The 26,179-nt window shown below is 65.9% G+C and carries 22 protein-coding genes and 1 pseudogene; 10 read left to right on the forward strand and 13 right to left on the reverse strand.

Annotated features, from left to right (window positions below; genetic code table 11):
- The first annotated feature begins 1 nt into the window (after position 1).
- Both AADZ55_RS16610 and AADZ55_RS16615 read left to right on the forward strand, forming a co-directional pair.
- Positions 2-1,504, forward strand: coding sequence for an MCE family protein (locus AADZ55_RS16610; protein ID WP_085324924.1), 1,503 nt, complete (start codon positions 2-4; stop codon positions 1,502-1,504).
- Positions 1,471-2,148 carry an Mce protein gene (locus AADZ55_RS16615; protein ID WP_085324923.1) on the forward strand — a complete coding sequence of 226 codons (678 nt, stop codon included), beginning with the start codon at positions 1,471-1,473 and terminating at the stop codon, positions 2,146-2,148. Before AADZ55_RS16610 ends, AADZ55_RS16615 begins: the two co-directional genes overlap by 34 nt.
- Before the next feature lie 14 nt (positions 2,149-2,162).
- Here AADZ55_RS16615 and murI read toward each other — a convergent pair whose 3' ends face one another.
- The 8 genes from murI to clpS are packed head-to-tail and all read right to left on the reverse strand — an operon-like array spanning position 2,163 to position 7,371.
- Positions 2,163-2,978 (reverse strand): glutamate racemase, encoded by an 816-nt coding sequence (murI, locus tag AADZ55_RS16620; protein ID WP_085324922.1) that lies wholly within the window; start codon positions 2,976-2,978, stop codon positions 2,163-2,165.
- Positions 2,975-3,643, reverse strand: a complete 669-nt coding sequence (locus AADZ55_RS16625) for a rhomboid family intramembrane serine protease (RefSeq protein WP_085324921.1) — start codon at positions 3,641-3,643, stop codon at positions 2,975-2,977. Before AADZ55_RS16625 ends, murI begins: the two co-directional genes overlap by 4 nt.
- Complete coding sequence (gene cysM, locus AADZ55_RS16630) at positions 3,640-4,611, reverse strand: O-phosphoserine sulfhydrylase (protein ID WP_085324920.1); 972 nt, start codon at positions 4,609-4,611, stop codon at positions 3,640-3,642. Before cysM ends, AADZ55_RS16625 begins: the two co-directional genes overlap by 4 nt.
- Before the next feature lie 21 nt (positions 4,612-4,632).
- The gene (locus AADZ55_RS16635) at positions 4,633-4,914 is read right to left on the reverse strand and encodes a MoaD/ThiS family protein (RefSeq protein WP_085324919.1); all 282 of its coding nucleotides are present in this window, start codon (positions 4,912-4,914) and stop codon (positions 4,633-4,635) included.
- A 21-nt stretch (positions 4,915-4,935) separates the two neighbouring features.
- On the reverse strand, positions 4,936-5,379 hold the full coding sequence (locus tag AADZ55_RS16640) for a M67 family metallopeptidase (protein WP_278248595.1): 444 nt from the start codon (positions 5,377-5,379) through the stop codon (positions 4,936-4,938).
- Between the two features lie 18 nt (positions 5,380-5,397).
- Positions 5,398-6,453, reverse strand: coding sequence for a P1 family peptidase (locus AADZ55_RS16645; protein WP_085324917.1), 1,056 nt, complete (start codon positions 6,451-6,453; stop codon positions 5,398-5,400).
- The gene (locus AADZ55_RS16650; RefSeq protein ID WP_207569074.1) at positions 6,450-7,040 is read right to left on the reverse strand and encodes a DUF2017 domain-containing protein; all 591 of its coding nucleotides are present in this window, start codon (positions 7,038-7,040) and stop codon (positions 6,450-6,452) included. Before AADZ55_RS16650 ends, AADZ55_RS16645 begins: the two co-directional genes overlap by 4 nt.
- 25 nt (positions 7,041-7,065) lie before the next feature.
- Complete coding sequence (gene clpS / locus AADZ55_RS16655; protein ID WP_085324915.1) at positions 7,066-7,371, reverse strand: ATP-dependent Clp protease adapter ClpS; 306 nt, start codon at positions 7,369-7,371, stop codon at positions 7,066-7,068.
- A gap of 143 nt (positions 7,372-7,514) precedes the next feature.
- Between clpS and AADZ55_RS16660 the strand changes: the two genes are divergently transcribed.
- Both AADZ55_RS16660 and AADZ55_RS16665 read left to right on the forward strand, forming a co-directional pair.
- Positions 7,515-8,843, forward strand: a complete 1,329-nt coding sequence (locus tag AADZ55_RS16660) for a nicotinate phosphoribosyltransferase (protein ID WP_085324977.1) — start codon at positions 7,515-7,517, stop codon at positions 8,841-8,843.
- A gap of 37 nt (positions 8,844-8,880) precedes the next feature.
- On the forward strand, positions 8,881-10,914 hold the full coding sequence (locus tag AADZ55_RS16665; RefSeq protein ID WP_341286211.1) for an ATP-dependent DNA helicase: 2,034 nt from the start codon (positions 8,881-8,883) through the stop codon (positions 10,912-10,914).
- A 46-nt stretch (positions 10,915-10,960) separates the two neighbouring features.
- Here AADZ55_RS16665 and AADZ55_RS16670 read toward each other — a convergent pair whose 3' ends face one another.
- Complete coding sequence (locus AADZ55_RS16670) at positions 10,961-13,570, reverse strand: glycosyltransferase family 1 protein (RefSeq protein WP_085324914.1); 2,610 nt, start codon at positions 13,568-13,570, stop codon at positions 10,961-10,963.
- A gap of 171 nt (positions 13,571-13,741) precedes the next feature.
- On the opposite strand from AADZ55_RS16670, the gene AADZ55_RS16675 reads away from it, so the two are divergent.
- From AADZ55_RS16675 to AADZ55_RS16685, 3 genes and pseudogenes are all read left to right on the forward strand, one after another.
- Positions 13,742-15,832: an alpha-1,4-glucan--maltose-1-phosphate maltosyltransferase gene (locus AADZ55_RS16675; protein ID WP_207569073.1), complete on the forward strand. Its 2,091-nt coding sequence runs from the start codon at positions 13,742-13,744 to the stop codon at positions 15,830-15,832.
- Positions 15,833-15,839: 7 nt separating this feature from the next.
- Complete coding sequence (gene glgB / locus AADZ55_RS16680; RefSeq protein WP_085324912.1) at positions 15,840-18,047, forward strand: 1,4-alpha-glucan branching protein GlgB; 2,208 nt, start codon at positions 15,840-15,842, stop codon at positions 18,045-18,047.
- Between the two features lie 250 nt (positions 18,048-18,297).
- Positions 18,298-18,930: pseudogene (locus AADZ55_RS16685) on the forward strand (transposase); the annotation flags it as partial.
- A gap of 124 nt (positions 18,931-19,054) precedes the next feature.
- Here the strand turns inward: AADZ55_RS16685 and AADZ55_RS16690 are convergent.
- Together AADZ55_RS16690 and AADZ55_RS16695 are read right to left on the reverse strand one after the other, a co-directional pair.
- Positions 19,055-19,969, reverse strand: a complete 915-nt coding sequence (locus tag AADZ55_RS16690) for a thioredoxin family protein (RefSeq protein ID WP_085324911.1) — start codon at positions 19,967-19,969, stop codon at positions 19,055-19,057.
- A gap of 115 nt (positions 19,970-20,084) precedes the next feature.
- Entirely contained in the window at positions 20,085-21,266 is a 1,182-nt protein-coding gene (locus AADZ55_RS16695; RefSeq protein WP_085324910.1) for an acetyl-CoA C-acetyltransferase, read from the reverse strand.
- 78 nt (positions 21,267-21,344) lie between these two features.
- Between AADZ55_RS16695 and mce the strand changes: the two genes are divergently transcribed.
- The gene (mce, locus tag AADZ55_RS16700; protein ID WP_085324909.1) at positions 21,345-21,803 is read left to right on the forward strand and encodes a methylmalonyl-CoA epimerase; all 459 of its coding nucleotides are present in this window, start codon (positions 21,345-21,347) and stop codon (positions 21,801-21,803) included.
- A gap of 7 nt (positions 21,804-21,810) precedes the next feature.
- On the opposite strand, the gene AADZ55_RS16705 is transcribed toward mce, so the two are convergent.
- Together AADZ55_RS16705 and nucS are read right to left on the reverse strand one after the other, a co-directional pair.
- On the reverse strand, positions 21,811-22,107 hold the full coding sequence (locus tag AADZ55_RS16705) for a hypothetical protein (RefSeq protein ID WP_085324908.1): 297 nt from the start codon (positions 22,105-22,107) through the stop codon (positions 21,811-21,813).
- A 23-nt stretch (positions 22,108-22,130) separates the two neighbouring features.
- Positions 22,131-22,799: an endonuclease NucS gene (gene nucS / locus AADZ55_RS16710; RefSeq protein WP_165759373.1), complete on the reverse strand. Its 669-nt coding sequence runs from the start codon at positions 22,797-22,799 to the stop codon at positions 22,131-22,133.
- Between the two features lie 42 nt (positions 22,800-22,841).
- On the opposite strand from nucS, the gene AADZ55_RS16715 reads away from it, so the two are divergent.
- Both AADZ55_RS16715 and AADZ55_RS16720 read left to right on the forward strand, forming a co-directional pair.
- A complete protein-coding gene (locus AADZ55_RS16715) occupies positions 22,842-24,485 on the forward strand; it encodes an adenylate/guanylate cyclase domain-containing protein (RefSeq protein ID WP_085324906.1) in 1,644 nt (547 codons plus the stop codon).
- Positions 24,486-24,523: 38 nt separating this feature from the next.
- The gene (locus AADZ55_RS16720; protein WP_085324905.1) at positions 24,524-26,170 is read left to right on the forward strand and encodes an adenylate/guanylate cyclase domain-containing protein; all 1,647 of its coding nucleotides are present in this window, start codon (positions 24,524-24,526) and stop codon (positions 26,168-26,170) included.
- Positions 26,171-26,179: the final 9 nt, after the last annotated feature.

Raw genomic sequence — 26,179 nt, forward strand, 5'->3', positions numbered from 1 at the left:
CATGCGCCTGACTCGGCAAATTCTCATCCAGATGGCGATCTTCGCCCTAGTGGCGACCACCGCTTTGTTGATCATGGTCTTCGGGTATATGCAAGTGCCCGCTCTTCTTGGCGTCGGGTACTACCGCGTGACCCTCGAGTTGCCCGAGTCGGGCGGGTTGTATGCGAGGAGCAATGTCACCTATCGCGGCGTCGAAGTCGGCACGGTGGAAAGCGTTGAGCTGACCGATACCGGTGTCGCCGCGGTGCTGTCGCTGAAGTCCGACGTCAGGATTCCGGCCGACCTGGAAGCCGAGGTGCACAGCGTGTCCTCGGTCGGCGAGCAGTATGTTCAGCTGCTTCCCCGCAGCGGCAACGGTCCGTCCTTGCAGGATGTCGGTGTGATCCCGCGGGACCGCACCCGCGTTCCGACGGATATCAACACGGTGTTGGACGAAACCAACCGCGGCCTGCAGGCGATTCCACGGGATAACCTGAAGACTGTTGTCGACGAGACGTACCTCGCCGTCAGCGGGCTAGGGCCCGAGCTTCGACGGTTGATCAACGGGTCCAGCACGCTGGCCATCGACGCCCGCGCCAACCTTGACTCACTGACCACGTTGATCGACCAATCCAAGCCGGTGCTGGACACGCAGACCGACACCGCTGGCGCCATCCAGGCGTGGGCTATGAACCTGGCGAGCATCAGCGAGCAACTGCAACGCCAGGACCCAGCCCTGGCCAGGATCCTCGATAGAGGTCCCGGGGCCGCCGAGGAGCTGCGCGCACTATTCGCGCGGCTGCAGCCCACGCTGCCCATCGTGCTGGCAAACCTGGTCAGCGTCGGGGAGGTGGCTGTCGCCTACCGACCGAGCCTCGAGCAATTGCTGGTGCTGCTGCCTCAGGGCACCGCCGTCACGCAGGCCGTGGGTACACACAAGCGCAACACGATCCAGGACTACAAGGGCGATGCGTTGGTCTTCAATCTGAACCTGATGCTGCCTGCGCTACCGGCGCCGATCCCGCTACCACCGCAGCAGCTCCCGCCGCCGTGCACCACCGGCTTTCTGCCCGCCCAGCAGCAGCGGGTGCCCACCTTCGAGGACTACCCCGACCGCCCGCCCGGATATTTGTACTGCCGGGTGCCCCAGGACGCGCCATTTAACGTGCGGGGTGCTCGCAACCTGCCTTGCGTGACCGTCCCAGGCAAACGCGCCCCGATGGTGAAGATGTGTGAGAGCGACGAGCACTACGTGCCGCTCAACGAGGGCTACAACTGGAAGGGCGACCCCAACGCCACACTGTCTGGGCAGCCGATACCGCAACTGCCCCCGGAGACGGCACCGCCACAAGGCGCTCCGCCGCCGAGTTCAGCGCCGCCACCGCCCATTGCGGCTGCTGAATACGACCCGGCAACCGGTACGTATGTGGGTCCGGACGGGCGCATATACACCCAAGCTAACCTTGGCCAGAGTGCAGCAGAGGAGCGAACATGGCAGACGATGTTGCTGCCCCCGAAGAAGTGAGTGATTCGACGACTCACCAGGAGCAACCCGAACCTGCCAAGGTCGGTGAGACCACAGGTGCAGCCGGCGAGGCCGGAGACCAGGACAAGGCAGCGCCCGACGTCCAGGAAGAGGCCGGCGAAGCTCACGACACCGAGCAGGAGACACCGGCCAAGCCGCAGATGTCGAAGGTGCGGCTGGCGATCGTCGCGGGATTGGTGGTCGTGGTGGCGCTGGCGGCGTTGGCGGGTTGGGTCGGGTTCCGCGCATACAATTCGTATCAGGCCGACCAGCAACGCAAGCTGTACGTGCAGGTCGCCCGGCAAGGTGCGCTGAATCTCACCACTATCGACTGGCACCAGGCCGACGCCGATATTCAGCGCATCCTGAATTCGTCGACCGGCACCTTCTACGACGACTTCCAGCGCCGCGCGCAGCCGTTCATCGAGGTCGTCAAACATTTTCAGTCGAAATCAGAGGGAACCATCACCGCGGCCGCGCTGGAGTCGGAGTCGGATGATCAGGCCCAGGTGCTGCTAGCGGTGACTGTCAGGACGTCGACTGCTGATGCGGTCGAACAACGTCCTCGTGCGTGGCGGATGCGCATCACGGTGAAGAAGCTGGGTGACGAGGCCAAAGTAGCCAACGTGGAGTTCGTGCCATGAGGCAGATGGGACTACTAGCGGATGCGCGAGGCGTGCACGGGTTGCACACCACCGATCACCGGACCAAGAAATCGCGCGGCCAGTTTGGTGAAGGCTTCGGGGTCGCCCGTGGCTTCGAATATCCGGGTTGCCGGCGGCGCGTCATGCGGACGCAGCAGATCCATCTCGGTGAGTACCCGGACCACTTCCTTGGCGGTCTCCTCGGCGCTGGAGACCAGCGTGACGTTCTCGCCCAGCGCCAGTTGAATCAGTCCGGACAGCAGTGGATAGTGCGTGCATCCAAGCACCAGCGTGTCGACCTCGGCGCGTTGCAGCGGCTCCAGGTAGCCCTGCGCCAGACCGAGCACCTGACGACCGCTGGTGACGCCGCGCTCGACGAAGTCCACGAACCGGGGGCAGGCCACCGCGGTGATTTCGGTGTCGCGGGCCGCGGCGAACGCGTCCTGATAGGCGTGTGAGGTAATCGTCGCCCGCGTGCCGATGACCCCGATGCGGCCATTGCGGGTGGCGGCCACCGCGCGCCGGACCGCCGGCAAGATCACCTCGACGACGGGCACGTCGTAGCGCTCGCGTGCATCCCGCAGGCACGCCGACGATGCCGAGTTGCAGGCGATCACCAGCGCCTTGACGCCTCGGCCGACCAGATCGTCAGCGATGGCCAGCGCATGCGCACGGATCTCCGGGATGGTCAGCGGACCGTACGGTCCGTTGCCGGTGTCGCCGACGTAGACGATGTCCTCGTCGGGCAGTTGGTCGATGATGGCCCGCGCGACCGTGAGTCCCCCGACGCCGGAATCGAAGACTCCGACGGGAGCGAACGGCGAACTCATATCTTCGGATGCCGCGAACGCGCGCCGGCCCTTTTCAGTGCCCGAGCCTTGCGCTCCGGAGCCGACAACAAATACGCGGCCACGACGCCGGCAAGCGCACCACTGAGATGGCCCTGCCATGACACACCACCACACTGGCCCAGCACCGGCATCGCGCCGAGCAGAATGCCGCCGTACACGAACAAGACCACCAGCCCGATGACGATGTCCCACACTTTGCGGACAAAAAGCCCGAACACCAATAGGAAGGCCAGCCAGCCGAAGATCAGGCCCGAGGCCCCGATGTGGTCGGTCGGGCCGCAGCTGCTGCCCATGTTGCCGATCAGCCAGGTACCGAAGCCTCCCAGAATCCACACGATCGCGGTGGCCCAGACGAACCGGGACAAGCCGGCCAGCGTCATCAGAAATCCCAGCACCAGCAACGGGACCGTGTTGGCCATTAGGTGGTGCCAGTTGGCGTGCAGGAGGGGCGCGAAGATGATCCCCCACAGGCCGTCCGTTTTCAGCGGCCGGATGCCGTTGACGTCCAGCCGATTCCCGGACAGCTGGTCGATCAGTTCGACGAGGTAGAGCAGCGCGACAAAGGTGAGGATCGTCGTCCCGCCGACCATCCAGCGCGGCCGCTCTTCGGTCTGCTTCGCGGGGGTGTGCGGATGTCTGGTCATGCCCACAATTGCCCTTCCAGAGCGTTCTCGGCGTCATCCAGGCTACCGGCGTAGGCGCCGGTGGACAGATACTTCCACCCAGCGTCGGCGACCACGAACGCAATGTCGGCGCGCTCGCCGTCCGCCAGGGCGCTAGCCCCGACTCCGAGTGCGGCGTGCAGGACCGCGCCGGTCGAGATGCCCGCAAAGATGCCTTCGGTGTCTACCAGCTCGCGGGTGCGGCGCACCGCGTCTACCGCGCCGACAGAATATCGAGCGGTCAGTACGTCCGGGTCATACAGCTCGGGCACAAACCCCTCGTCCATGTTGCGCAGCGCGTACACCCCCTCGCCGTAGCGTGGTTCGGCCGCCACGATCTTGACGTTGGCAACGTGCTCGCGCAGGAACCGGCCGGTGCCCATCAACGTGCCTGTGGTGCCCAGGCCGGCGACGAAGTGCGTAATCTCGGGCAGGTCGGCGAACAGCTCCGGACCGGTGCCGCAGTAGTGCGAGTCGGTGTTGGCGGGATTGCCGTATTGATACAGCATCACCCACGACGGGTTGGTCGCGGCCAGCTCTTTGGCGGTGGCCACCGCCGTGTTGGAGCCGCCTTCGGCCGGCGAGAAGATAATCTGCGCGCCGTAGAGCTCGAGCAGCTGACGTCGTTCCACCGAGGTGTTCTCCGGCATCACACAAATCAATTGGTAGCCCTTCAACCGGGCCGCCATCGCCAGCGAGATGCCGGTGTTTCCACTGGTGGCCTCGAGGATGGTGGCGCCCGGCTGCAACAACCCGTCCCGCTCGGCTTGCTCGATCATCCGCAGCGCCGGGCGGTCCTTGATCGACCCCGTTGGATTGCGGTCCTCGAGCTTGGCCCACAGCCGCACGTGCGATCCGTCCGGCCCGTCACCCCAGCGCGGCGACAGCCGCTGCAGGCCAACCAGCGGAGTGTTGCCCAGGGCCTGTAGCAGCGAGTCGTATCGCGTCATGTGCTCCGCCCACCCACCGACTTACCCACCCGCGACGGCGGGGAGGATGGTGACCGAGTCGCCGTCGGCGATCTCGGTGTCCAAGCCGCCGGAGAACCGCACGTCCTCGTCGTTGACGTAGATGTTGACGAAGCGGTGCAGCTTGCCCGGGGACGAGGGGTCGACCAGGCGCTCGGAAATCCCCGAGTAGTTGGCCTCCAGGTCGTCGATGACTGCACCCAAGGTGTCGCCACTGGCCGAGACACGCTTCTGGCCGCTCGTGTGTGGCCGCAGGATGGTCGGGATGGACACGGTGACGGTCATGGCGGCCTTCCTCGGGGCGGTTTAGTACTGCTCGACGACATTGACGGGTTCTTCGGTGACGGCGCCATCGACGATGCGATAGCTGCGTAGCTCGTGCCGGTGCGGGTCACGGGTGGACACCAGCACATAGTGCGCGTCGGGTTCGGCGGCCAGCTCCACGTCTGTGCCGCTCGGGTACGCCTCGGTCGCGGTGTGCGAGTGGTAGATAACGACGGGTACCTCGTCAGCATTCTCCATCGTCTGCCACAACTTGAGTTGCTCGCCGGAGTCGAACCGGTAGAAGGTCGGTGATCGCTCGGCATTGACCATCGGGATGTGCCGCTCGGGACGGTCGGAGCCCTCGGGTCCGGCCAGCACTCCGCAGGCTTCGTCGGGGTGGTCGCGACGCGCGTGGGCGACCATCGCATCCACCAGGTCGGCGCGAATCACCAGCACGTAGACGTTCCTCTCTGGATATCCCCGGATGTCCGCGAAGGTTCACGTTCAGGCCCCGAATGCTCCGGGCAACGTGTTGCGGTAGGTCGGTATTCCGGCCACCGGATCGGCGGCAAGCACACCGACCAGCACCGCACGAGCTAGGCAATCGGCCGCCGCCGCACCCACCGCGGTCACCAGCTGAGTCTCCGGAGACAACGCGGCAGGCACCGGGTACTCGCTGGCCTGCGGCGTCACCTCGACCGCGCCGGTGGCCAGTGCGAAAACCGTATCGCCGTCCAGCGGCGTGTGGGCGGGCCGGATGGCGCGGGCCAGTCCGTCGTGGGCGGCAATCGCGACGCGCCGACAGCCGGCCGGGCTCAGCAGGGCGTCCGTCGCTACCACCGCAATTGTGGTGTTTAGCACGCTCAATGGGGACGGTAGCCGCGCCAGCGCATCGATCTGCTCGGCCGGCGGGGCCCTCAGCGCGAACTCACCGATCAGGTCGGCCATCCACGGTAGGCCGGTGGCCGGATCGATCACGTTGCCCACGGAGTTCACCGCGACCAGCGCTCCGACGGTGACGCCGGACCGCAGGGTGACAGAGGCCGTCCCGACACCGCCCTTGAGGACGCCGGCCCGCGCCCCCACCCCGGCGCCGACCGTCCCGACAGCCAGGACCGCGTCGTGCGCCCCACCCTCGCCGCCGCCAGCGGCAGTACAGGCCAAGTAGCCGAATTCAGCCGTCGGCCGACAGTTCCAGCCGCCGACCGGGAGGTCGAAAATCACCGCACCCGGCACGATGGGCACCACGCCGACGCCCATCGCCACGCCGCGCTGGTGTTCCTCCAGCCAACGCATGACGCCGTCAGCGGCGGCCAGACCGTAAGCGCTGCCGCCGGCGAGCAGGACGGCGTCAACGAAGCGCACGCTGTTGGCCGGGTCCAGCAGGTCAGTCTCCCGGGTTCCGGGCGCGCCACCCCGGCAATCGACCGCGCCAACGGTCCCCGGTGGCGGCAGCACCACCGTGACGCCACAGGCCCACCCGGCGCCCAGCGACGCGTTGGGGTCCAATCTCTGGTAGTGGCCAACCTGAATGCCCCCGACGTCGGTGATGGAGTTCATCCGGCCGGTTTCCCCATAAGCACCAGAACCAGGTATTCCTGCAGAACCGTCAGCCACTGGTAGACGTCGAAGTGCGGGGCCAAGGGATGGTCAGCCGGGAGGCGCTCCGGCCCCCGCGGACCGATTTCGAGCATCACTCCCAGCGTCAGCCGAAGGTCGTTGACGGCCGCAATCCAGGCGTTCGCGTCGGATTCGGTCAGCTCCAACCGGCCACCATTGTCCGGAACCGTATCCAATAACTGCTGTGCGGCAACACGTTTGGCGTCAATGATCTCAGGTTCGTGCAGGCTGCGCAGCGCAGCATTGAGGCTCTCAGAGTCATCTACGGGGGCATCGTCATCCAGATCGTCCGGTTTGTGAAAATCGGGCAGCAACCGACGCAGCGTCGGGTCGCCCGGACGCTCGGTATGCCCGGTCTTGATGCCGGTGATCTCCTCGAGTTCGTCTGACGGCGAAGAGGATTCGCGATTGTCGAGCAGCCCGATCATCGCGCCTGCCAGGTTCTTGAGCAGCGCCGCCTCATGCGGGGCCAAGGACGACCGAAAGCGGGGACCATGGCGGGTCTCGACGCGCTTCCACCTGCGCACTATGGATCCCGGATACCCTCGAATCTCACCGGTCCTGCTGCATCGTCGCCCACAAACCGGCGGCATGCAGCTTGGACACGTCGACCTCCATAGACTCCCGGCTACCAGCCGATACCACTGCCTTGCCTTCGTTGTGCACTTGCAGCATCAGTTTGGTGGCATGTGGCTCGCTGTAGCCGAACAACTTCTGGAACACATAGGTCACATACGACATCAAGTTGACCGGGTCGTCCCACACGATGGTGACCCATGGCATGGCAGTCACGCCAACTGGAGCCCCCTCGCGCTGCCGGGTGGTACCGGGCTTGGCGGGCGCTGACACAACAGCCATGGCCCCAGGATACCGAGCACGCCGGCGAAGCGAGCCGATACCGTGGCGGTGTGAACGACTCGGTCCCAGCCGGGCGACGATGCGGGCTGGATCGGCCCGCTGAGGAGCACGGCAATCAAGACCCAGCCGGGCGACGATGCGGGCTGGATCGGCCCGCTGAGGAGCACGGCAATCAAGACCCAGCCGGGCTGCTGACCGACAAGTACGAGCTGACCATGCTGGCGGCCGCGCTGCGCGACGGCACCGCGCATCGCCGCACCACGTTCGAGGTGTTCGCTCGGCGACTCCCCGCGGGTCGTCGCTACGGCGTAGTCGCCGGAACCGGCCGGCTGCTGGAAGCTCTGCCGCAGTTCAGGTTCGACGCTGACGCGTGCGAGCTGCTGAACCAATTCCTCGACCCCGACACGGTGTGTTTTCTGCGCGAATTCCGGTTCGGCGGCGACATCGACGGCTACGCCGAGGGTGAGCTGTACTTCCCCGGGTCCCCGGTGCTCTCGGTACACGGCAGCTTCGCCGAATGCGTGGTGCTGGAAACGCTGGTGCTGTCGATCTTCAACCACGACACGGCGATCGCCTCCGCGGCGGCCCGCATGGTCAGCGCCGCCGGGCATCGCCCGCTGATTGAGATGGGCTCGCGCCGGACCCACGAACGCGCCGCGATCGCGGCAGCGCGGGCGGCCTATATCGCCGGCTTCGCCGGGTCGTCCAACTTGGAGGCGCAGCGACGCTACGGGGTGCCTGCGCACGGCACCGCCGCGCACGCATTCACCATGCTGCACACCCAGCGGGACGGCCCCATCGAATCGGCCGAACTGGCCGCATTCCGGGCTCAGGTCGATGCGCTGGGCGCGGCTACCACGCTGCTGGTAGACACCTATGACGTGACGACCGGTGTGGCCAATGCGGTGGCCGCCGCCGGCACCGCGCTCGGCGCGGTCCGCATCGACTCCGGTGAGCTGGGGGTACTGGCCCGCCAGGTGCGTGAGCAGCTCGATCGGCTGGGAGCCAGCCGTACCCGCATCGTGGTGTCCGGCGACCTCGACGAGTTCAGCATCGCCGCGCTGCGCGCCGAGCCCGTGGACAGCTACGGTGTGGGCACGTCGCTGGTCACCGGTTCGGGGGCCCCAACCGCGAACATGGTCTACAAACTGGTCGAGGTGGATGGCATCGCGGTGCAGAAGCGCAGCAGCCACAAGGAAACCCACGGCGGCCACAAGGAGGCGCTGCGGTTGTCGCGTCCGACCGGCACCATCACCGAGGAGATCGTGTACCCGGCGGGCCACCCGCCGGGTACCGCCGAGCCGTCCCGGGTGTTGACGACGCCGCTGGTCCGAGGCGGGCAGGTGGTGGCCGATTGTGACCTTGCCGCAGCCCGGGAGTTGGTCGCGTCCGGGCTGCGGAGCCTGCCGTGGGAGGGGCTGAAGCTGGCGCACGGCGACCCGGCGATTCCAACACAGACGATCACGGCCTGAGCGGCCGGTGCGACAGCAGGGAGTGACCACGTCCAACGTGTCTGAGTCCTGGTCCCAGTCCGTGCCCGAGTTGCTGGCCACTGCGGTGGCCGCGCTCGGCGGCAGCGAACGCCGCGGCCAGCTGGAGATGGCTACCGCCGTCGCGGCGGCTTTCGAGACCGGCGAGCACCTCGTGGTGCAGGCCGGCACCGGTACCGGCAAGTCGCTGGCCTATCTGGTTCCGGCGATCATTCGCGCGGTCAGCGACGACGCACCGGTCGTGGTGTCGACGGCGACCATCGCCCTGCAGCGTCAACTCGTCGACCGCGACCTGCCCCGGCTGGCCGATGCGCTCGCCGATGCGCTGCCCCGCCGTCCGCAGTACGCGTTGCTCAAAGGGCGGCGGAACTACTTGTGCCTGAACAAGATCCACGGCAATGTTCCAGGTGGCGCCACCGGTGAGTCTGAGGACGAACGGCCCCAGGAGGAACTCTTCGACCCGATGGCGGTCACCGCGTTGGGACGCGACGTGCAACGGCTCACCACCTGGGCATCGACGACCGACTCCGGTGACCGCGACGACCTCAAACCCGGCGTGCCGGAACGCTCCTGGTCTCAGGTCAGCGTTTCGGCGCGGGAATGCATCGGGGTGGCCCGCTGCGCGTTCGGTTCGCAGTGTTTCTCCGAACGGGCACGGGGCCGGGCCGGCGCCGCCGATATCGTCGTCACCAACCACGCGCTACTGGCCATCGATGCCGTTGCCGAATCGGCGGTGCTGCCCGAACACGCGCTGTTGGTCGTCGACGAAGCACACGAGTTGGTAGACCGGGTGACGTCGGTGGCGACCGCGGAGCTGACATCGACCACCCTCGGTGTCGCCGCGCGGCGGATCGCCCGATTGGTGGATCCCGAGCTGACCCAGCGGCTGGAGGCGGCGTCGGCCACCTTCACCTCGGCGATCCATGACGCCCAAGCGATTGGGCCGGGCCGAATCGATCAGCTTGACGAGGAGACCGCAACATACCTGGCCGCGCTGCGCGATGCGGCCAGCGCGGCACGGTCAGCGATCGACACCACCAGCGACGCGAAGGCGGCGTCGGCACGCGCCGAAGCGGTTGCCGCACTGATCGAGATCGCTGATACCGCATCGCGAATCCTGAAGTCGTTCTCCCCCGCTATCCCCGATCGCACCGACGTAGTTTGGCTGGACCACGAGGACAACCGCGGGTCGCTGCGCGCCGCGCTGCGGGTGGCTCCGTTGTCTGTCGCCGCACTCCTGTCCACCAAGGTGTTCTCGCGTGCGACGACGGTGTTGACATCTGCGACGCTGACAATCGGCGGATCCTTCGACGCGATGGCCACGGCGTGGGGCCTGACGGCAGACACGCGCTGGCGTGGGGTGGACGTCGGCTCGCCGTTTCACCACGACAAGTCGGGAATCCTCTACATCGCCGCCCATCTTCCGCCGCCAGGCCGGGACGGTACCGGCTCGGTCGAGCAGCTGACCGAAATCGCCGAACTCATCACCGCCGCAGGCGGGCGAACCCTGGGATTGTTCTCGTCGATGCGGGCGGCCCGGGCCGCCGCCGAGGCGATGCGCGAGCGGCTGTCCACGCCGGTGTTGTGCCAGGGCGATGACAACACGTCCGCGCTGATCGAGCAGTTCACCGCCGACGCGGCGACCTCGCTGTTCGGCACGCTGTCGTTGTGGCAGGGTGTCGACGTGCCCGGGCCGTCGCTGTCGCTCGTGTTGATCGACCGCATCCCGTTTCCCCGACCGGACGATCCGCTGCTGAGTGCCCGACAGCGTGCGGTGGCCGCCCACGGCGGCAACGGTTTCATGACGGTCTCCGCCAGCCACGCGGCGTTGCTACTAGCGCAGGGATCCGGCCGGCTGTTGCGCCGCGTCACCGATCGGGGCGTGGTCGCGGTGCTTGACTCGCGGATGGCCACCGCCCGTTATGGCGGATTCCTGCGAGCCTCCCTACCACCGTTCTGGCAGACCACCAACGCCGCGCAGGTGCGCGGGGCCCTGCAGCGCCTCAGCGCCGCGCCGGAACCGCGCGAGCAGACGCAGAATCGCACGATTTAGTTCGAAATCGTGCGATTCTGCGTCTGCTCGGCGGGCTCGCCAGCCGTCAGGCGAGGGTAACCAGGCCAAGCTCGTTGCTGGCGGCCAGCATCGGATTGCGCGGCAGCACCCGTACCGTGTATCCCAGCGCACCCGCCAGCGGCAACGGCGTGGTCGTCGAGAAGATCTGGTAACCACCGTCACCGGTGCCGGTGTGCGACATCTCGACGGTGACCGGATCCAGCAGCACATCACCGGAGTCGACCCGGCCCAGCACCGCCTGCACCGTCACATCCTGGGGTCCCAGCCCGGCCAGCCGCACGGTTGCCGTCAGGGTCAGTTTCGAACCGAGCAGCGGAGTATCCGGCAGACCGGTGCTGTCGACGTCGGTGATCTCGACCTTGGGCCATGCCTGCGCTACGCGCCGACGGTAGTCGGTCAGCTCACGCGCCGCGCCGAACGCGACGCCGGCCGCCTCACCTTCGTAGCCGGTCCCGACGGTCCTGCGGAAAGACTGCGCCGCCGGTGCGTAGTAGTGCTCGACGTAGTCACGCACCATCCGGGAAGCCAGCACCTTGGGCCCGAGTGTTTGTAAGGTGTGCCGCACCATCTCGATCCATCGCTGCGGCACCCCGTGTTCATCGCGCTCGTAGAACTTCGGTGCCACCGCTTGTGCCATCAGGTCGTATAGCGCGGCGGACTCCAGGTCGTCGCGACGGTCCTCGTCGGCTACACCATCGGCAGACGGTATCTCCCAACCGTTTTCGCCGTCGTACCACTCGTCCCACCAGCCGTCGCGGATCGACAGATTGAGGCCGCCGTTGAGCGCACTCTTCATCCCCGAGGTGCCGCACGCCTCCAACGGCCGCAGCGGATTGTTCAACCAGACGTCGCACCCCCAGTACAGCAACCGGGCCATCGACATGTCGTAATTCGGCAGGAAGGCGATGCGGTGGCGGACCTGCGGCCGGTCGGCGAACCGCACCACCTGCTGGATCAGCGCCTTGCCCCCGTCGTCGGCCGGGTGCGACTTCCCGGCCACGATCAGCTGGATCGGCCGCTGTTCGTCGAGCAGGAGTTGTTCCAGCCGATCGGGATCGCGCAGCATCAAGGTCAATCGCTTGTACGTCGGGACCCGCCGAGCGAACCCGACGGTAAGCACATTCGGATCGAACGCCGTCGCGATCCAACCCAGTTCGGCATCGGTTGCGCCGCGTTCCAGCCACGATTGACGCAAACGCACCCGGACGTCCTCCACCAGCATGGACCGCAGTTGTGACCGGATCCACCACAGATGACCGGGATCGACCTGCTGCAGCCGCTGCCAGACGACGGGCTCGCGCAGCGAGTCCGACCCGGCCAGTTCGCGGCCCAGCTGCAACCACTGCGGCGCCGCCCAGGTGGGCGCGTGCACGCCGTTGGTAATGGAGCCGATCGGCACCTCGTCGGGGTCGAATCCCGCCCACAACTCGTTGAACATGGAACGACTGACCCGGCCATGCAGCAACGAGACGCCGTTGGCCCGCTGCGCCAGCCGCAGACCCATGTGGGCCATGTTGAACTTGGCCGGATCGTCCTCGGCACCCAGCGCGATGATGCGGTCGGTCGGCAACCCGGGCAGCAACCGGGACACCCCATCGTCGACCTTGTCATCGAAGTAGCGCCGCACCATCTCGAGCGGGAACCGGTCGATCCCGGCGGGCACCGGAGTGTGGGTGGTGAACACCGTGGCCGACCGCACCACCGTCAGTGCGGTATCGAAGTCCAAACCTGCGTCGGTGACCAGTTCGCGGATGCGTTCGGCGCCGAGGAATCCGGCGTGGCCCTCGTTCATGTGAAAGACCTCGGGCGGGGTGAGCTTTTCGATGGCGGTGTACGCGCGGATCGCCCGCGCCCCGCCGATACCGGCCAGGATCTCTTGCTTGATGCGATGTTCCTGGTCACCACCGTAGAGCCGGTCCGTGACGCTGCGCAGGTCGTGCTCGTTCTCGGGGATGTCGGAATCCAGCAGAAGCAGCGGAACCCGACCCACCTGCGCGACCCAGATCCGGGCCCGCAACGCACCGTTGTCGCCCAGGGCGACCTCGACCAGTACCGGATCTCCGGTGGCGTCGGTGAGCAAGCGCAACGGCAGCCCTTGCGGATCCAGCGATGGGTAGGTCTCGTGCTGCCAGCCGTCTGCGGTCAGTGACTGCCGGAAGTAGCCGGAGCGGTAATACAACCCCACCGCGATCAGCGGCACCCCCAGATCGGAAGCGGATTTCAGATGGTCACCAGCCAGAATCCCAAGGCCGCCGGAATAATTCGGCAACACCTCGGCTACCCCGAACTCCATCGAGAAGTAGGCGATCCCGGTCGGCATCGCTACGCCGGCGTCCCGCTGTTCCTGATACCACAACGGACGGCACAGGTAGTCATTCAAGTCGGCCGCCAGCTCATCGAGCAGGCCCAGAAATCCTTCGTCCAGCGCAAGTTCGTCGAGACGTGCCGGGCTCACCGCACCCAGCAGCGCGACCGGATCACGACCGCAGTGCGCCCACAGGGCGGGGTCGATGGCCGCGAACAGGTCCTGCGTCGGCTTGTCCCACGACCACCTCAGGTTGGTGGACAGCTGATCCAGGGCGGCTAGACGTTCGGGCAGGTGGGCTCGGACGGTAAACCGGCGAAGGGCTTTCACGCATCCCTACCTTACTGAGATTCGCCGCATGCAGTGCTCCCGGCGAACGCCATGCCCCCGCGCACGTGGTCGGCCACTAGGGTGGGTAATGGGCGCAAGAGGGACACAGGGAACGACACACAGGACGGCCCGGTGATTAGCCGGGCAATCGGAACGGAAACGGAGTGGTGGGTGCCCGGTCGTGTCGAGGTCGACAACGTCGCACCCGTCGTGTCGTGCGGCGCGTACCCCGCCAAGGCGGTGGTCGGCGAGGTGGTCCCGGTCAGCGCGGCGGTTTGGCGCGAAGGCCACGAGGCTGTGGCGGCGACGCTGGTCGTGCGCTACCTCGGGATGCGTTACCCGCGCCTGACGGACGGACCCCGGATCAACGCCGTTCAGACCCCGGCGGCTGGACCCGAAACGAGCTCAGCCGAGCCGCAGCAACGCGTCAAACCGCTGCTAATCCCGATGACGATGGGCCAGGAACCCTTCGTTTTCCACGGTCAGTTCACCCCCGACCGAATCGGTTTGTGGACCTTCCGGGTCGACGGCTGGGGTGACCCGATCCACACCTGGCGGCACGGGCTGGTCGCCAAGCTGGATGCCGGCCAGGGCGAGACCGAGCTGTCCAACGACCTGTTGCTCGGCGCCGCGCTACTTCAGCGCGCGGCGACCGGAGTGCCGCGCGGGCGGCGCGATCCGCTCCTGGCGGCCGCGGCAGCGTTGCGGACCCCCGGTGATCCGGTGAACCGCACCGCGTTGGCCCTGACACCGGAAATCGAAGAGCTGCTGGCTAACTATCCGCTGCGGGAACTGGTCACCCGCGGCGAACAGTTCGGCGTCTGGGTGGATCGGCCGGTGGCCCGCTTCGGAGCGTGGTACGAGATGTTTCCGCGTTCGACCGGCGGGTGGGACGCCGACGGCAACCCGGTACACGGCACCTTCGCCACCGCCGCGGCCGAACTTCCGCGCATCGCCGGCATGGGGTTCGACGTGGTCTACCTGCCACCCATCCATCCGATCGGCCAGGTACACCGCAAGGGCCGCAACAACTCCCCCACCGCTACTGCGGCTGATGTGGGATCGCCGTGGGCAATCGGTAGCGATGAGGGCGGCCACGATGCTGTTCATCCCAGCCTGGGCACCATCGACGACTTCGACAACTTCGTCGCCGCGGCGCGCGACCTGGGTATGGAGGTCGCCCTGGATCTGGCGCTGCAATGCGCACCGGACCATCCGTGGGCCCGCGAGCACCGACAGTGGTTCACCGAGCTGCCCGACGGCACGATCGCCTACGCGGAGAATCCGCCGAAGAAGTATCAGGACATCTATCCCCTCAACTTCGACAACGATCCCGCCGGCCTCTACTACGAAGTGCTGCGCGTGGTGCGACACTGGGTCAACCACGGCGTCAAGTTCTTTCGGGTCGACAACCCGCACACCAAGCCACCCGACTTCTGGGCCTGGCTGATCGGCCAGGTGAAAGCCGTCGACCCCGACGTGCTGTTCCTATCCGAGGCCTTCACTCCCCCGGCCCGCCAGTACGGGTTGGCTAAGCTCGGCTTCACGCAGTCCTACAGCTACTTCACCTGGCGCACGGCCAAATGGGAGCTCACCGAGTTCGGCAATGACATCGCCGAACTCGCCGACTATCGCCGGCCCAACCTGTTCGTCAACACCCCCGACATCCTGCATGCGGTACTGCAGCACCACGGCCCCGGTATGTTCGCCATCCGAGCGGTGCTGGCGGCGACCATGAGTCCGGCCTGGGGCATGTACTCCGGCTACGAGCTCTTCGAGCACCGCGCAGTACGAGAGGGCAGCGAGGAGTATCTGGACTCGGAGAAGTACGAACTGCGTCCCCGCGACTTTGCGGGCGCGCTGGCCGAAGGCAGATCGCTGGAGCCGTTCATCACGGCGCTCAATACGATTCGCCGGCTGCATCCAGCACTGCAACAGTTGCGCACCATTCATTTTCATCAGGTGGACAACGACGCGCTGCTGGCCTACAGCAAGTTCGATCCGGCCACCGGCGACTGCGTGCTGGTGGTGGTGACGCTCAACGCGTTCGGGCCCGAGGAGGCCACGCTGTGGTTGGACATGGCGGCGTTGGGTATGGAGGACTACGAACGGTTTTGGGTGCGCGACGAAATAACTGGCGAGGAATACCAATGGGGGCACGCGAACTACATCCGTATCGACCCGGCGCGGGCAGTCGCCCACATCATCAACATGCCCCTTGTACCCTACGAAAGCCGAAACACGCTGCTGCGCAGGAGGTGACGGGCCTATGAGTCGATCCAAGAACCGATCCGACCCACTAACCGGGGCGCTCCTGGCACCCGAGCCAGCCGAAATGGCGCGCTTGGTGGCAGGCGCACATCACAACCCGCACGGCATCCTGGGCGCTCACGAGTACGGCGACCACACCGTGATCCGGGCGTTGCGTCCGCATGCGGTCGAGGTCGTCGCGCTCGTCGGTGAGGACCGATTTCAGCTGCGGCACCTCGAATCCGGGCTGTTTGCCGTCGCGTTGCCCTTCGTCGACCTCATCGACTACCGCTTGCAGGTGACCTATGAGGGCTGCGACCCGCTCAACGTCGCCGATGCGTACCGATTCCTGCCCACCCTGGGCGAGGTCGACCTCCATTTGTTCGCCGAGGGCCGCCACGAGCGGCTCTGGGAAGTCCTCGGTGCCCACCCCCGCTCGTTCACCACGCCCGACGGTGTGGTGAATGGCGTGTCGTTTGCGGTGTGGGCACCCAACGCCAAGGGCGTCGGATTGATCGCCGAATTCAACGGTTGGAACGGCAACGAAGCCCCCATGCGGGCGCTGGGCTCGTCCGGGGTATGGGAACTATTCTGGCCCGGTTTCCCAACCGACGGTCTCTACAAGTTCCGGGTGCACGGCGCCGACGGCGTGGTCACCGATCGAGCCGACCCGTTCGCGTTCGGCACCGAGGTGCCGCCGCAGACGGCATCGCGGGTGACGGTCAGTGACTACACCTGGGGCGACGGCGACTGGATGACACAACGCGCGCAGCGCAACCCGGTGTTCGAGCCGATGAGCACCTACGAAGTCCATCTCGGCTCGTGGCGCCCCGGGCGCAGCTATCGCGAACTTGCCCAAGAGTTGACTGATTATGTTGTAGCACAACGGTTTACCCATGTCGAGCTGCTGCCCGTCGCCGAGCATCCATTCGCCGGATCGTGGGGTTATCAGGTCACGTCCTACTACGCCCCGACATCGCGATTCGGCACACCCGACGATTTCCGGGTGCTGGTCGACGCCTTGCACCAGGCCGGCATCGGCGTCATCGTCGATTGGGTCCCCGCACATTTTCCGAAAGACGCGTGGGCCCTGGGACGGTTCGACGGCACCGCGCTCTACGAGCATTCCGATCCCAATCGCGGTGAGCAACTGGATTGGGGCACTTACGTGTTCGACTTCGGCCGCCCGGAAGTGCGCAACTTCTTGGTGGCAAACGCGTTGTACTGGCTCGAAGAGTTCCACATCGACGGCTTGCGGGTGGACGCGGTGGCATCAATGCTCTACCTGGACTACTCGCGGCCCGAAGGCGGCTGGACCCCGAACATCTACGGCGGCCGGGAGAATCTGGAAGCGGTGCAATTCCTGCAGGAGATGAACGCAACTGCGCACAAAGCCGCGCCAGGCATCGTCACCATCGCCGAGGAATCCACGTCGTGGCCAGGGGTTACGCGTCCGACCAGCATTGGCGGCCTGGGCTTTTCGATGAAGTGGAACATGGGTTGGATGCACGACACGCTCGACTACGTCAGTCGTGATCCGGTGTATCGCAGCTACCACCACCATGAGATGACGTTTTCAATGCTGTACGCATTCAGCGAGAATTACGTGCTGCCGCTCAGTCACGACGAGGTGGTACACGGTAAAGGCACGCTGTGGGGGCGGATGCCAGGCAACAACCACGTAAAGGCCGCCGGACTACGCAGCTTGCTCGCCTACCAATGGGCACACCCAGGCAAGCAACTGTTATTCATGGGCCAGGAATTCGGCCAACGCGCCGAGTGGTCCGAACAGCGTGGTTTGGACTGGTTCCAACTCGACGAGAACGGATTCTCCAACGGGATTCTGCGTCTGGTGCGCGACATCAACGACATCTACTGCAGCCACCCGGCGCTGTGGAGTCAGGACACCATCCCAGAGGGCTATTCCTGGATCGACGCCAACGACTCCGCTAACAACGTCTTGAGCTTCCTTCGGTACGGCAAGGACGGCTCGATAATGGCCTGCGTATTCAACTTCGCCGGTTCAGAGCACAGCGGATACCGACTTGGCCTGCCGCGCGCCGGCCGCTGGCGCGAGGTGCTCAACACCGACGCGACCATCTACAACGGCGCCGGGATCGGCAACCTCGGCGGCGTCGATGCCACCGACGATCCCTGGCATGGCCGCCCGGCATCGACGGCGCTGGTACTGCCGCCCACGTCGGCACTGTGGCTGGAGCCCGCCTAGCGTTCAGTAGGTACGGATAACGGCGAGATAGCCTTCGGCGGCACGCGCGAATCGCGCGACGCGCACGCGTCCCTGACCCGAGATGTTGCGGGTTACACCATCGCTGCAATGTTGGGTAAGCGGTCATCAATCCCGAGCTGTGCTGGAGCGCCCTATGCGGAAGATCGACAATTACACCGTCCACTAGAGCACGCATTATGACGCCCGTGTTCGTGCCGCTCAACGCACGTGGAACCTCTCGAGACCAGAGCGCTTGCGCCGACTGCTGATCAAGGCCGGTCGCCGACGCAATCTCGACCGCGACACCGAACGCCTCAGGCAGGTCTTCACCGCCACCTACCTGCACCAACCACCGGTCGCAAAGAACGCGATGGGTATTCAACTGTCGGCTCTGCTGCGTCAATTCCACGCCGCCTGCATCGCCGCCGATGAACTCGCCGAGGCGGCGACCGCTCATTTTGACCAGCACCCGCACGCCACCACCATCACCAGCTTCCCCGGCCTGGGAATGCCTACCGGTGACCGGGTGCTCGCCAAGATCGGTGATGACCGCTCCCGATTCGCCGAAGCCCGCGGATTGAAAGCCTTCGCCGGATCGGCACCCATCACTCGCGCGAGCGGCAAGAAAACCGTTGTCCTGCACCGGCATATCAAAAACCGGCGGCTGGCTGCCGTCCGCCCAATATGGGCACTGGGATCGCAGCGTGCCTCTCCCGACGCCCGCCGACACCATGACGCCCGCCGCGCCGCCGGCGACTGGAACCGCCAAGCCCAACCACACCTGTTCAACAAATTCCTCGGCCAACTCCACCACTGCCTGCACACCGGCCAGCTCTACGACGAACATCGGGCGCTCCCACCCCCTCTCCAGCTCGCGGCATGACTTTTAACTTCGTGAAATGTCTTTCAGCAGCGACGTGACGGCGGCCTGAACGGGATCGACGGATCGCCCCTAGCCTTACCGGCTCACAGCCTTGCACCGCTGGTGAAACGCCTCGGCGGCGTGTTCAGTAGAGCGCGCTCGCCAGGTTGCGCCGACCGACGATGACTTCGGGATCAGCAGGATCGAAGAGCTCGAACAGCTCGATCAGCCGGGTGCGTACCTTCGTGCGCTCATCTCCAGATGTGCTCCGCACCAACGCAATCAGACGCTCGAACGCCGCACTCACATCCTGATTCAGAATTTGGACGTCGGCTGCCGCGAAGGCGGCCTCGATGTCGTCGGGAGCAGCATCGGCAACCCGGATGGCGTCGGATCGCTGTGCAGTTGCACGCGTGAGGAAGTCGATCTGACGGATGGCCGCCTTCGCTTCGACACTGCCCGGATTGGTGTCCAGGATCTGGACATACGACTTCCGGGCGGCCTCAAAGTCGCCTGCTTCGAGTTGCTGACGTGCCTGTGCGACCGCTGGATCGACTTCGACAGCCCCCTCGGAACTCGTTGCGCCCTTGAGCTTTCCGGCCGTCGCCGACAGCAGGGAATCCACCCAACGTCGCAACTGGTCCGCGGGTTGCGGGCCCTCGAAGCTCGAGATCGGCTGTCCTGCGGCCAAAGCCACGACGGTCGGGACCGCTTGGACGCCGAATAGCTGGGCCACCCTGGGCGCGGTATCCACGTTGACTGTCGTCAGTGACCACGTAGCTTTGTCGGCTGCGGCCAGGCCGGACAGGGTGTCAAGCAGCTCGACGCACACCTCACTACGCGGTGACCACAGCAACACCACCACCGGCACTTCGTCGGACCGGATGATCACCTCGTCTTCGAAGTTGGCCTCGGTGATCTCGGTGACGCCGCGCTGATCCGGCGTTGCCGGGCCGGCATCCCCGCTCGTCGAAGCGTTCTGTTGCGCACGTTGCTTAAGAGCAGACAGGTCAACCGCACCGGCCATAGCAGGCCCGATCGGGGGTCGCGGACGCGTCACGCAGTCAAGTTTGTCACGCCGCTTCGGTCATCGATCCACCCGGTGGCGCGGACCCTGCGATCGGCAGATATGACCAAGGTCACGTGGCCGCTACCGGACGGCCACATCAGCAACGCTAGCCAGCACGCAGGATCAATGCGTCGCCCTGCCCACCGGCCCCGCACAGCGCGGCAACCCCGTAGCCCGATCCGCGCCGCGCCAGCTCTAGCGCGACATGCAGCGTGATTCGCGCCCCTGACATACCGATAGGATGCCCAACAGCAATCGCACCGCCATTGACGTTGACGACCTCAGGGTTTACGCCGAGTTCCTTCGTCGAGGCCAGCGCAACCGCGGCGAACGCTTCGTTGATCTCCACCACATCGAGCTGGTCCACCGAGATGCCCTCGCGGTCGAGTGCCCTCTTGGCGGCATTGGCCGGCTGCGACTGCAGTGTCGAATCCGGTCCCGCCACTACGCCGTGTGCACCGATCTCGGCAAGCCATGTCAGTCCCAGCTGCTGGGCCTTCGCCTTGCTCATCACCACAACGGCGGCCGCGCCGTCGGAGATCTGCGATGCCGAGCCGGCCGTGATGGTGCCGTCCTTACGGAACGCCGGTTTGAGACCGGCCAGCGATTCGGCGGTGGTGTTGGCGCGGATCCCCTCGTCCTCGCTGAACTGCAGCGGGTCACCCTTGCGCTGCGGAATGCTCACCGGCACCACTTCGTCGTTGAAAACGCCGTCCTTCCACGCCGCCGCGGCCTTCTGGTGCGACTGGGCCGCGTACTCGTCCTGTTGTTGGCGGGTGAATTTGTCGACGTCGTTGCGCCGCTCGGTCAGCGCGCCCATCGGCTGGTCGGTGAATACGTCGTGCAGGCCGTCGTAGGCCATGTGGTCCAACACTGTGACGTCGCCGTATTTGTAGCCGGACCGGCTATCGATCAACAGGTGGGGCGCCTTCGTCATGGACTCCTGGCCACCGGCCACCACCACGTCGAACTCGCCGGCCCGAATGAGCTGGTCGGCAAGTGCGATGGCGTCGATGCCGGACAGGCACATCTTGTTTATGGTCAGCGCGGGAACATCCCAGCCGATGCCGGCGGCAACCGCGGCCTGCCGCGCCGGCATCTGCCCCGCCCCCGCCGTCAGCACCTGACCCATGATTACGTACTCGACCAGCGGGGCCGGTAGGTTGGCCTTCTCCAGGGCGCCCTTGATCGCGATGGCACCCAGATCACTGGCGCTGAAATCCTTCAGGGAGCCCATCAACCTGCCGATGGGGGTCCGAGCTCCAGCAACGATCACCGACGTCGTCATGACTACCTCCTAGCGCACCGGAAGGGCCCGTCGGGCGAACCCGGAGAAGCAGAATCTTTCCCATGAGGTTACCGTTGTGTGATGACGACCGATCACGTTGACGCCCGTCGCGTTCTGGCTACCCCTTTGCTGACCGGGCTCGATCACGTCGGAATCGCCGTAGCCGACCTGGACGCGGCGATCGAGTGGTACTACAACCACCTCGGCATGATCCTGACACACGAGGAAGTCAACGACGATCAGGGGATCCGTGAGGCGATGCTGGCGGTGCCAGGCTCCACGGCACAGATCCAACTGATGGCCCCGATCGATGAGTCGTCGGCGATAGCGAAGTTTCTGGACAAGCGCGGACCGGGCATCCAACAGCTGGCGTGCCGGGTCAGCGATCTCGATGCCTTTTGCCGGCGACTGCGCGCCCAGGGCGTCCGGCTGGTCTACGACGCTCCTAGGCGTGGCACGGCAAACTCGCGAATCAACTTCATCCACCCGAAAGACGCCGGTGGGGTGCTGATCGAGTTGGTCGAGCCGACCGCCTAGCCGGCATCTAGGTCCACCTGCGGGTCGGACCGCGGGTGTCGCGGTGTGCCCAACACGGGGTGTGCCAATGCCGCCGGTCATCGACCCCGGCTTGCGGTGAATCAGCCGGCCATACGACCACATGTGCAGTGCCGGAACGGATTTCGTGATCGCATCCGGGACAGCGATAGGTCTTGACGGCGCGGGCCGCGGCGACCGGGCGCACTTCGTACTCCTCGGCATCGGGTCCCGTTTCCACCCGACGCAGAGCCCACGATGGCGGGTCCGGCCGCTGCCGGCGTGGCGGTTTGCGGCGCCGAGCCATCGCGTCAGTTTAATCGCGCATCCTTAGAACAGCCGGTACTCGTCGCTGTCCATCCCGCGCATCTGATCGTAATCCAGTGTCAAACAACGGATTCCGCGGTCATTGGCCAACGTGCGCGCCTGTGGCTTGATCTGTTGGGCGGCGAATACCCCCTTGACCGGTGCGAGAACACTGTCGCGATTAAGCAACTCGAGATAACGGGTAAGTTGCTCCACACCGTCAATCTCGCCACGGCGCTTGATTTCCACTGCGACCGAACCGCCCAGCTCGTCGCGGCACAGCAGGTCCACGGGCCCGATCGCGGTCATGTACTCGCGGCGGACCAAAGAGTATCCCTCGCCCAGCAGTTGGATGTGTTCGGCCAGCAACGCCTGCAGATGGGCTTCCACGCCGTCTTTGACCAACCCGGGGTCCACACCCAGGTCGTGGCTGGAGTCGTGCTCGATCTCCTCGACGGTGATACGCAGCTGTTCGCCGGCCTTGTTCTCCACCACCCACACCGGCGCCTGGCCGGATTCTTCGGTCACCCAGCAGGGCGGACTCATCCAGTTCAACGGTTTGTAGGCGCGGTCGTCGGCGTGCACGCTGACCGACCCGTCCGCCTTGAACAGCAACAACCTGCGCGCGGACGGTAGATGCGCGGTGAGCCGGCCGACGTAGTCGACGGTGCACTGGGCGATGACGAGACGCACCCGACTCACCTTAGAGCGTGTCGGACAAATTAGGCTGCCGCCATGTCGGCCACAAAGACCACGGCGCTGCGCGTGGGTCGGGCGCTCAAGACAGTAGCCCGTCAGAACGGCAGGCTCCCCGAGACCCCCGCGTACGGCTCATGGCTGCTGGGGTGCGTTTCGGAAAGCCCACGACGACGGCGAGTACGCATCCAGAGCATGTTGACCGGCGCCATTCTGGTCACGAACCTGACCGGAGCCGTCATCGCGGCCCTGCTCCTGACGGTCGCTTTTCCGAAACCGAGCGTGTTTTCCGACGCCCCGCCTTGGGTGACATTCGGGATCGTCCCGGCCTACAACGTGCTCGCCTTCGTAGTGGGCGCCTATTGGCTCACCAGCCAAACGGCTCGGGCGTTGCGGTGGGCAATTGAGGAACGCACCCCCAGCCAAGATGAGGCGCGCAATGCTTTCCTAGTCCCGCTACGAGTGGCAATGGCTGTTCTCTTTCTGTGGGGAGTCGCGGGTGCGCTGTGGACCACGCTCTACGGCCTGGCCAACGATCTGTTTATCCCGCGGTTCCTGTTCGCGACAGGCATCATCGGCGTCGTGACGGCCACCAGCTGTTATTTGCTGACCGAGTTCGCACTGCGGCCGGTGGCCGCCCAGGCACTCGAAGTCGGAGCAGCACCACAATCGCTCGTGCGAGGCATCGTGGGCCGAACCATGCTGGTGTGGCTGCTCTGTTCGGGCATTCCGAACGTCGGTATCGCCCTCACCGCCATATTCGAAGATACCTACTGGGATCTCTCAAGTCACGAATACATGATTGCTGTGCTGATCCTATGGGCGCCGGTGTTGATCTTCGGATTCATCCTGATGTGGATTCTTGCCTGGCTGACGGCCACGCCGGTGCGGGTGGTGCGCGCGGCGCTCAAACGCGTCGAGCAGGGCGATCTAAGCGGCGACCTGGTGGTGTTCGACGGAACCGAACTCGGTGAGCTACAGCGCGGTTTCAACGCGATGGTCAACGGCCTGCGCGAGCGTGAACGGGTACGCGATCTGTTCGGCCGCCACGTCGGGCGCGAAGTCGCCGCCGCCGCCGAACGCGAGCGCCCCAAACTGGGCGGCGAAGAACGCCACGTCGCCATCGTATTCGTCGACATCGCCGGCTCCACCCAATTGCTCACCAGCCGACCCGCGGCAGAGGTGGTGACGATACTCAACCGGTTCTTCGCGGTCATCGTCGAAGAAGCGAACCGCTACCGCGGACTGGTCAACAAGTTTCAAGGGGACGCCGCGCTGACAATCTTCGGCGCCCCCAACCGCCTCGACCATCCCGAAGACGCCGCGCTGGCGGCCGCACGGGCCATAGCCGACCGGGTAGCCAACGAAACACCGGAGTGCCACGCCGGCATCGGGGTGGCGGCAGGCCAGGTTGTCGCCGGCAACGTCGGCGCCCATGAACGGTTCGAATACACCGTCATTGGCGAACCGGTCAACGAGGCGGCCCGATTGTGCGAACTGGCCAAATCACACCCGGATCGGCTGTTGGCCACCGCCGACGCCCTGCGCGGGGCGACCGAAAACGAACGTGCCCGTTGGTCCCTGGGCGAGGCCGTGACACTTCGCGGGTACGACCAACCCACCCGGCTGGCATCGCCGGTCGCAGGCCCACAGCCCATGCCCGGTTCCGCACCGCGGGGCTGACGCCGCCCAGCGCGTTCGCTGGTTAGGCTGACGCCACCATGTCGGCCGAGAAGAGCGTGGCGCAGCGCCTGGGGCGGGTGCTCGAGACCCTAACCCGTCAGAGCGGCCGGCTCCCGGAGACCCCCGCGTACGGCTCCTGGCTACTGGGCCGGGTATCGGAAAGCCCGTCTCGCCGGCGGATCCGCATCAAGCTCATCGTGACCGTCTACATCCTGATGGCGAATCTTTCCGGGATCGGCGTCGCGCTGCTGTTGGTGACGGTCGCTTTTCCGGTGCCCAGCATCTACTCCGACGCGCCGTGGTGGGTGACATTCGGGGTCGCACCGGCGTACGCCACGATCGCGCTGGCACTCGGCGGTTACGGGGTGACCACGCGAATCGTCACGACGTCCATCCGGTGGGCGATCGAGGAACGCAAGCCGAGCCCGGCCGACCAGCGCAACACCTTGCTGGTCCCGTTTCGAGTGGCCGTCGGCCATCTCATCCTGTGGGATTTCGGGGGGATATTGTTGGCGGCGCTCTATGGCATGGCCGACCGCGTCTTCATCCCGATAGTTTTGTTCTCGGTGACTATCTGCGGTGTCTCGGTAGCCACCAACTGCTACCTTTTCACCGAGTTCGCGCTACGCCCGGTGGCCGCCCAAGCGCTCGAGGCGGGACCACCGCCACGACGGTTGGCGCCGGGCATCATGGGCCGAACCATGACGGTGTGGACGCTGGGTTCGGGTGTGCCCCTGTTCGGCATTGCCCTGACGGCGCTCTTCGCGCTATTGGTGCGCGATCTGACCGAGACCCAGCTCGGCGTGGCGGTGCTGATCATTGCGACGGTGACACTGATCTTCGGGTTCCTCGTGATGTGGATTCTTGCCTGGCTGACGGCCACGCCGGTGCGGGTGGTGCGCGCGGCGCTCAAACGCGTCGAGCAGGGCGATCTAAGCGGCGACCTGGTGGTGTTCGACGGAACCGAACTCGGTGAGCTACAGCGCGGTTTCAACGCGATGGTCAACGGCCTGCGCGAGCGTGAACGGGTACGCGATCTGTTCGGCCGCCACGTCGGGCGCGAAGTCGCCGCCGCCGCCGAACGCGAGCGCCCCAAACTGGGCGGCGAAGAACGCCACGTCGCCGTCGTATTCGTCGACATCGTCGGCTCCACCCAATTGGTCACCAGCCGACCCGCGGCAGAGGTGGTGACGATACTCAACCGGTTCTTCGCGGTCATCGTCGAAGAAGTGGACCGCTACCGCGGACTGGTCAACAAGTTTCAAGGGGACGCCGCGCTGGCAATCTTCGGCGCCCCCAACCGCCTCGACCATCCCGAAGACGCCGCGCTGGCGGCCGCACGGGGCATAGCCGATCGACTGGCCAGCGAGATGCCGGAGTGTCACGCCGGCATCGGGGTGGCGGCAGGCCAGGTTGTCGCCGGCAACGTCGGCGCCCATGAACGGTTCGAATACACCGTCATTGGCGAACCGGTCAACGAGGGGGCCCGATTGTGCGAACTGGCCAAATCACACCCGGATCGGCTGTTGGCCACCGCCGACGCCCTGCGCGGGGCGACCGAAAACGAACGTGCCCGTTGGTCGCTGGGCGAGGCCGTGACACTTCGCGGGTACGACCAACCCACCCGGCTGGCATCGCCGGTCGCAGGCCCACAGCCCATGCCCGGTTCCGCACCGCGGGGCTGACGCCGCCCA

Source organism: Mycobacterium decipiens (assembly GCF_963853665.1).
Taxonomy (GTDB): domain Bacteria; phylum Actinomycetota; class Actinomycetes; order Mycobacteriales; family Mycobacteriaceae; genus Mycobacterium; species Mycobacterium decipiens.